We start from the raw sequence: 6,513 nt of genomic DNA on the forward strand, positions 1-6,513 counted from the left end.
CAATGGCTGGAAACACAGTTAGAAAATACAATTACGAACCAGAAGAGGAAGCCCGGAAAAGTCCTCGTTTGGTGGTTGATCCGCAGAAGGTGCCATACTCAGCTTTTGAAAAGCTGCTGGCAGTCTTGGGCCTGCTTGGGGCAGTTGCCTTGATTACTTTGAACGTGTCGGCTAGCGTTTCGGCGACTTACGCCCAGCGGCAGCTGACCAACGTCAAGGAATCAATTACCAAGCAAAAGAACGCAACAGCTGACTTGCAGCAGGAAATCGGTGAGCTGTCATCAAATACCCGCTTGAACAAGATCGCCCAAAGTCAAGGACTGAAGTTGCGTGAAAATAACATTAGGACAATTCGCTAATGAAGAAGACCACTAATTTAGGAAAAATAAAATCCAGAGCACACGGCTATCGCTTTACAGTTGGGAGAATTCTAGAGCTAGTCGTTGCTTTGGTTTTTCTTTTTTTTGCCTACCGCATGCTTTATTTGTCGATTTCAAAAACGATTGATGGCCAGGACATCAGCAAGAGAACTGCCGCGATCTACCGCCGCAACACCGTATTGACCGCTAACCGGGGCACGATTTATGACAAGAACGGCTTAATCATTGCCCAGGACTCCCACACCTACACGGTCTACGCGATTTTGGACAAGACTTATGTTGACTCCAACAAGAAACCGCTCTATGTTCAGGACAAGGAGAAAACGGCTGAGAAGTTGGCCACGGTTTTGCCCCTTTCCAAGGCAAAAATCCTCAAGTATCTGAACCCGAAAAATAAAAATACTTTCCAGGTCCAGTTCGGGACGGCCGGGTCCGGTCTAACCTTGACTGAGAAAAAGAAGATCCAGGCCATGCACCTGACCGGGATCAAGTTCATGGAAACGCCGTCGCGCTTGTATCCAAACGGGGTTTTCGCCTCTAACGTGGTCGGCTATACGGTTTCTCAAAACAATTCCAAGACGCAGACGACGGAACTGGAAGGGGTGACCGGGCTTGAAGCCTACTTCAACAAGATCCTCAAGGGGACAAACGGCTATGAGACCAGCATGGTTGACTCTTCAGAAAACCAGCTGCCAATCGGATCCCACTCCTATAAGGCGGCTAAAGACGGGGACAATCTATATTTGACGATTGACTCTCAGCTCCAAAGCGCCCTGGAAACCTATATGAGCAAGGTGCAGAAGAACTACAAGCCGAAAGCTATGACAGCGGTCATTGAGGACTTGAAGACAGGAAAGATCCTGGCAGCCTCCCAGCGGCCGACCTTCAACTCCCAGACCAAGGCCGGAATCAGCAAGGCCAGCAGCAATCTCCTGGTCCAGTCCAGCTATGAGCCGGGTTCTGTTTTCAAGATCCTGTCTCTGGCCGCCGCGGTCAACAGCGGCAACTACAACCCTAAGTCCTACTACCGGTCAGGGTCAATCACCGTTTCCGGCTCCACTATCTACGACTGGCAGAAGTCCGGCTGGGGGACGATTCCGTTCTCCCAGGCCTTCCCGCGCTCTAGCAATGTCGGGATGGTCTACCTGGAAAAGAAGATGGGGGCCAAGCTCTGGCGCAAGTACCTCAAGATGTTCCGGATCACCCACAAGACCGGGATTACCCTGCCAGGTGAAGTTTCCGGCAGCTTGTCCTTCTCAAGTCCGGTTGACCAGGCGGTAACTTCCTTTGGCCAAGGGGTCACGGTCAATGTCATGCAGATGATGCAGGTTTACAGTGCCCTGGCCAACAACGGGCAGATGGTTAAGCCGCAACTGGTGGAAAAAATCACCGATTCTTCGGGCAAGACGATCAAGAGCTATAAGGTCCAGAAGGTTGGCAAGAAGATTTTTACGGCCCAGACCAGAAAAGTAGTCATGCAGAACATGAAGAAGGTTTTGGACAAGGAAATCGGGACCGGCCACATCTACTACATGAAGGGCAAGGACTTCGGGATCAAGACCGGGACGGCTCAGATTGCCAAGTCAACCGGCGGCTACATGACCGGGGACCGGGACTATGTCTTCTCAGTCGTGGGGATTACCCCAACTGACAATCCCCGCTACTGCATCTATTTGACCATGAAGCAGCCAAGCAAGCTGGGCAGCGGGGCCGAAACCATCCTGGCCCAGATCTTTAAGCCGATGATGAGCTGGCTGGTTCTTTTGAACAAGGGGGACAAGTCAGCTTCGGCCGTGGTCAAGGTGCCGAAGTTTACCGGCATGACCTATGCCAAGGCGAAAAAGACCGCGACCTCAAATGGCCTTTCCCTGGTCCGCCTGGGGACTGGTTCCAAGGTCCTCAGCCAAAAGGCAGGGGCCGGTGAAACGGTATCCGTTGGCAGCACCGTCTTTGTCTTGACTAGCCGCAAGATCAGCCTGCCGGATTTTACCGGCTGGAGTGAAAGCCAGATTGAGGCCTACGCCTCCCTGGCCGGCATCAAGCTGCAGCTGTCAGGCAGCGGCAAGGTCAAGTCACAGAGCCTGGCCCAGGGGACGGTAGTTAAATCAGGGACGAAATTGAAAGTAGAGTTAAAGGAGTAATAGATCGATGCAAGCAAGTTTGATTGCTTTTATGATTTCACTGGTACTGAGCGCCTTGCTTTTGCCATGGCTGATCATCTGGATGAGAAGCCACGACGAAGGCCAGCAGATCCGGGATGAAGGGCCGAAATGGCATGAAAAGAAGTCGGGGACCCCGACCATGGGGGGCACGGTCTTCGTGCTTTCAGCCGCGGTCGCAACGGTTGCCATCTGTGCTTACAAGGGCCAGCTGCCTAAGACAGTCTGGATTTTGTTAGTTGCCCTTTTGGGCTACGGGATCATCGGCTTTTTGGATGACGGCTTGAAGCTCTTTTTCAAGCGGAACCTGGGCCTGAGAGCCTGGCAAAAAATGGCCCTGCAGCTGCTCGTCGCTGCTGCTGGTATCGTTTTGCTGGCGGCCAGTGACAACTTTGACTTCGCTCTTTACCTGCCTTTTGCCGGGGTGGTCAAGAACGTGGCCCTCTTTACCTTGTTTGAAGTCTTCTGGCTGGTTGGCTTTTCAAATGCCGTCAACCTATCTGATGGTCTGGACGGCCTGGCAACCGGTCTGTCCTTTATCGCTTACGGCACTTACGCCTGGCTGGCCTTTAAGAGCCAGAACTTCGGCGTTCTGGTCTTCTGTATGGCGGTAATGGGGGGCCTGGCAGCCTTCTTCATGTTCAACCACAAGCCGGCCAAGATTTTCATGGGGGATGCCGGTTCCCTGGCCCTCGGGGGCGGTTTGGCGGCAGTCAGCATCTTCTTGAGCCGGCCATGGTCCTTGCTGTTGGTCGGGATCGTCTTTGTCTGCGAAACGGCCAGCGTTATCTTGCAGGTTGCCTCATTTAAGACGACTGGCAAGCGGATTTTTAAGATGACGCCAATCCACCACCACTTTGAAATGCTGGGCTGGTCTGAATGGAAGGTCGACCTGGTCTTCTGGCTGGTCGGGCTGGTTGGCAGCGGAATTTACTTGATGATTTGGGGATAATTAACGATGAAAGAAATCGATAAATATGCTGGTAAAAACATTCTTGTTTTAGGTCTGGGCCGGAGCGGCTTCGCGGTCAGCAAGCTGCTCCTTAAGCTGGGCGCGCGTTTGACTTTAAATGACAAGGCCGACCTGGCTGCTGACCCGAAGGCTAAGCAGTTAGCTGACCTGGGCGTCAGAGTAATTGGCGGCAGCCACCCGGTTGACCTGTTTGACCAGGAAAAGTTTGACTACCTGGTTAAAAACCCTGGCATCCCTTACGAGAACCCGATGGTGGCTAAGGCCAGCGAAAAAGGGGTTCCGATCATCACTGAACCTGAAGTTGCTTTAAGCGCCAGTGAGTCGCCTTATGTCTGCGTCACTGGTTCAAACGGCAAGACCACCACGGTCATGCTGACCCAGCAGATCATGGATCACTACCTGCAAAAGCAGGGCCACCACGCTTACGCGGTCGGCAACATCGGCTGGCCGATTTCTGAAGTAGTTTTAAACCAGGCCGGCCCAGACGACCTGCTGGTCGTGGAAATGTCCAGCTTCCAGCTGATGGGGGTAACCGACATTGAGCCAAAGGTAGCCGCCATCGTTGACATCTATAACAATGTCCACCTGGACTACCACAAGACTTTTGATAACTATGTTGACGCCAAGCTGAACGTTGGCCGCTTCCAAAAGGCCAGCGACTACTTCCTGGCCAACTTTGACCAAAAAGATATCCTGACTAGAGAAGAAAAGGCAACTAAGGCCAAGATTCTGACCTTCAGTGAAAATGATCCAGCTGCAGACTTCTACATTGGCCAGGACTACTTGATGTATGGCGAAGAAAAGATGATGAAGATTGCCGACATCAAGCTGCCGGGGATCCACAATTTGCAAAACTCCTTGGTTGCCATCGGCATCAGCAGCCTGATGGGGGCGGGCAAGGACGACATCGCGGCCGTTTTGTCCACCTTCACCGGGGCTGAACACCGCCTGCAGTACGTGACCACCCTTAACGGGGTCAAGGTCTACAATGACTCCAAGTCAACCAACATTGAAGCAGCCACCGTGGCCATCCAGTCCTTCAAGCAGCCGGAAGTCCTTTTGGCCGGGGGCCTGGACCGGGGCTTTGTCTTTGACTCCCTGGTTGATCTGTTTAAAAAGCACGTCAAGGCCATCGTAACTTACGGGGAAACCCGTTACCTGCTGGCGGACGCGGCCAGAAAGGCCGGAATCAAGACCATCGTGGTCGTTGACAACCTGCATGAAGGGGTTAAGGCAGCATCCAAGCTGGCTGAAGCCGGCGACGTCCTGCTCTTTTCACCGGCCTGCGCTTCCTGGGACCAGTTCAAGACCTTTGAAGAACGCGGCGAATATTTTGTCAAGTATGTAAAAAAATTGGAAGAGAAATAAAATGAGAGTTATTTTTTCTGGTGGCGGCACTGGCGGCCACATTTATCCCATCATGGCCTTGATTGAACGCCTGAAGGAAGAAGGTATTTGCCAAGACGATGAGATTTTGTTCGTCGGCACCAAGAAGGGGCTGGAATCCAAGATCGTGCCTGCCGCCGGGGTCAACTTTAAGACCATCGACATCCAAGGCTTTGACAGAAAGCACCTGTTGAACAATGTTAAGACCATCCAGCTCTTTTTAAAGGCGACTAAGCGGGCCAAGGAAATTTTGGCTGACTTTCAGCCGGACGTTGTCCTGGGCACTGGCGGCTACGTCAGCGGGGCGATTGTCTACGAAGCCAGCAAGATGAAGATTCCGACCATGATCCATGAGTCCAACTCCGTGGTCGGGGTGGCCAACAAGTTCTTAGGCCACTACGTGGACAAGATCTGCTATACTTTTGACGACGCGGCCAAGGAATTTTCGGAAAAAAAGAAGCTGGTCAAGACCGGCAACCCGCGTTCCCAGCAGGTTTTGAGCTTAAATGCCAAGCCAGTTGATTTGGCAGGCGATTTGGGCCTTAACCCCCAGATTCCGACTGTCCTGGTCTTCGGGGGTTCACGGGGCGCCTTGGCCATCAACCGGGTCATGCTCAAGTCTTTGATGGAGCTGAAGAAGAAGCCTTACCAAGTGATCTGGGCAACCGGGACTTACTACTATGACGCGATTGAGAAAAAGCTGGCTGATGTTGACTACGGCGACTCCATCAAGGTCGTGCCGTATATCGCCAACATGCCGGGCCTTTTGCCGAAAATGACCTGCGTTGTTTCCCGGTCCGGGGCAACCAGCCTGGCTGAGTTCACGGCCTTGGGCGTGCCAGTCATCTTGATTCCCAGTCCTAACGTGACCCACAACCACCAGATGAAGAATGCCATGGACCTGGAAAAGGCCGGGGCGGCTTTGGTGATTGCGGAAGATGATCTGAACGAAAACACCTTCGTGTCCTCCATTGACCACCTGCTTTTGGACCAGAGCTATGCCGAAAAAATGCGGCAGGCTTCCAAGGCCTTGGGCGTGCCCGATGCATCTGACCAGGTCATCAAGGTCATGAAGGAAATTGCCAAAAAGAACTGATAATAAACGATTAGGAGGAAGCAATGGCTCGCAAACGGATAACCCGCAGAGACCCAGAAGAGGAGCTCTCTAAATTCTTACGCCACGAACCCGGACAGGGGCAGGAAACGCGCAAATTGTCGAGCCAGCTTACTTTGCTTAAGAAAGAACGCCGGCGGGGCCTGCTTACCCGGCTGGGTTCGATCATGGCCGTCTGCCTTTCGGCTATCGCTTTTTTAACCTACTACGTCTCGCCTTTAGCCGACGTATCAACGGTCAGGGTGCTCGGAGCTGATGACCTGGATGGCAAAAGCATGGTTGAAGTAGCCCAGATCAAGGCTTCTGACAAGGTCGTTGATGCCTTGCGGGGGCAAAAGAAGATCAGCAAGAAGCTGGCCGCTAAATATCCTGAAGTGGCTTCGGTCACTTTATCGGTCAAGGGGCTGAACACCTTGAACATGCAGGTGCATGAGCGGAAAGTGATCGGCTATATTAAAGACGGGTCCAGCTACCGGAAAATTCTAGCCAACGGAGAACTGG

6 protein-coding genes are annotated in these 6,513 nt (G+C 52.7%); all 6 read left to right on the plus strand.

All coding sequences use genetic code 11. The features are described from left to right. The first annotated feature begins 2 nt into the window (after window positions 1–2). The gene (gene ftsL / locus FD23_RS00880) at window positions 3–359 is read left to right on the plus strand and encodes a cell division protein FtsL (RefSeq protein WP_004560514.1); all 357 of its coding nucleotides are present in this window, start codon (window positions 3–5) and stop codon (window positions 357–359) included. After that, window positions 359–2,521 carry a penicillin-binding protein gene (locus tag FD23_RS00885; protein WP_025895139.1) on the plus strand — a complete coding sequence of 721 codons (2,163 nt, stop codon included), beginning with the start codon at window positions 359–361 and terminating at the stop codon, window positions 2,519–2,521. The genes ftsL and FD23_RS00885 overlap by 1 nt, the downstream gene beginning before the upstream one ends. A gap of 7 nt (window positions 2,522–2,528) precedes the next feature. Further along, complete coding sequence (gene mraY / locus FD23_RS00890) at window positions 2,529–3,491, plus strand: phospho-N-acetylmuramoyl-pentapeptide-transferase (protein WP_025895138.1); 963 nt, start codon at window positions 2,529–2,531, stop codon at window positions 3,489–3,491. 6 nt (window positions 3,492–3,497) lie between these two features. Beyond that, entirely contained in the window at window positions 3,498–4,880 is a 1,383-nt protein-coding gene (gene murD / locus FD23_RS00895; RefSeq protein ID WP_025895137.1) for a UDP-N-acetylmuramoyl-L-alanine--D-glutamate ligase, read from the plus strand. Between the two features lies 1 nt (window position 4,881). Further along, window positions 4,882–5,994 (plus strand): undecaprenyldiphospho-muramoylpentapeptide beta-N-acetylglucosaminyltransferase, encoded by a 1,113-nt coding sequence (murG, locus tag FD23_RS00900; RefSeq protein WP_025895135.1) that lies wholly within the window; start codon window positions 4,882–4,884, stop codon window positions 5,992–5,994. A gap of 23 nt (window positions 5,995–6,017) precedes the next feature. Then, a partial coding sequence (locus FD23_RS10085) for a cell division protein FtsQ/DivIB (protein ID WP_236743854.1) occupies window positions 6,018–6,513 on the plus strand: 496 nt, incomplete at its 3' end.

Source organism: Lactobacillus delbrueckii subsp. delbrueckii DSM 20074 = JCM 1012 (assembly GCF_001433875.1).
GTDB lineage: Bacteria > Bacillota > Bacilli > Lactobacillales > Lactobacillaceae > Lactobacillus > Lactobacillus delbrueckii.

What these genes read in the sequence shown, in the direction of transcription:
- FD23_RS00885 (WP_025895139.1), top strand. Translation starts at nt 359, where the DNA reads ATGAAGAAGACCACTAATTTAGGAAAAATAAAATCCAGAGCACACGGC.
- ftsL (WP_004560514.1), top strand. Translation starts at nt 3, where the DNA reads ATGGCTGGAAACACAGTTAGAAAATACAATTACGAACCAGAAGAGGAA.
- murD (WP_025895137.1), top strand. Translation starts at nt 3,498, where the DNA reads ATGAAAGAAATCGATAAATATGCTGGTAAAAACATTCTTGTTTTAGGT.
- mraY (WP_025895138.1), top strand. Translation starts at nt 2,529, where the DNA reads ATGCAAGCAAGTTTGATTGCTTTTATGATTTCACTGGTACTGAGCGCC.
- murG (WP_025895135.1), top strand. Translation starts at nt 4,882, where the DNA reads ATGAGAGTTATTTTTTCTGGTGGCGGCACTGGCGGCCACATTTATCCC.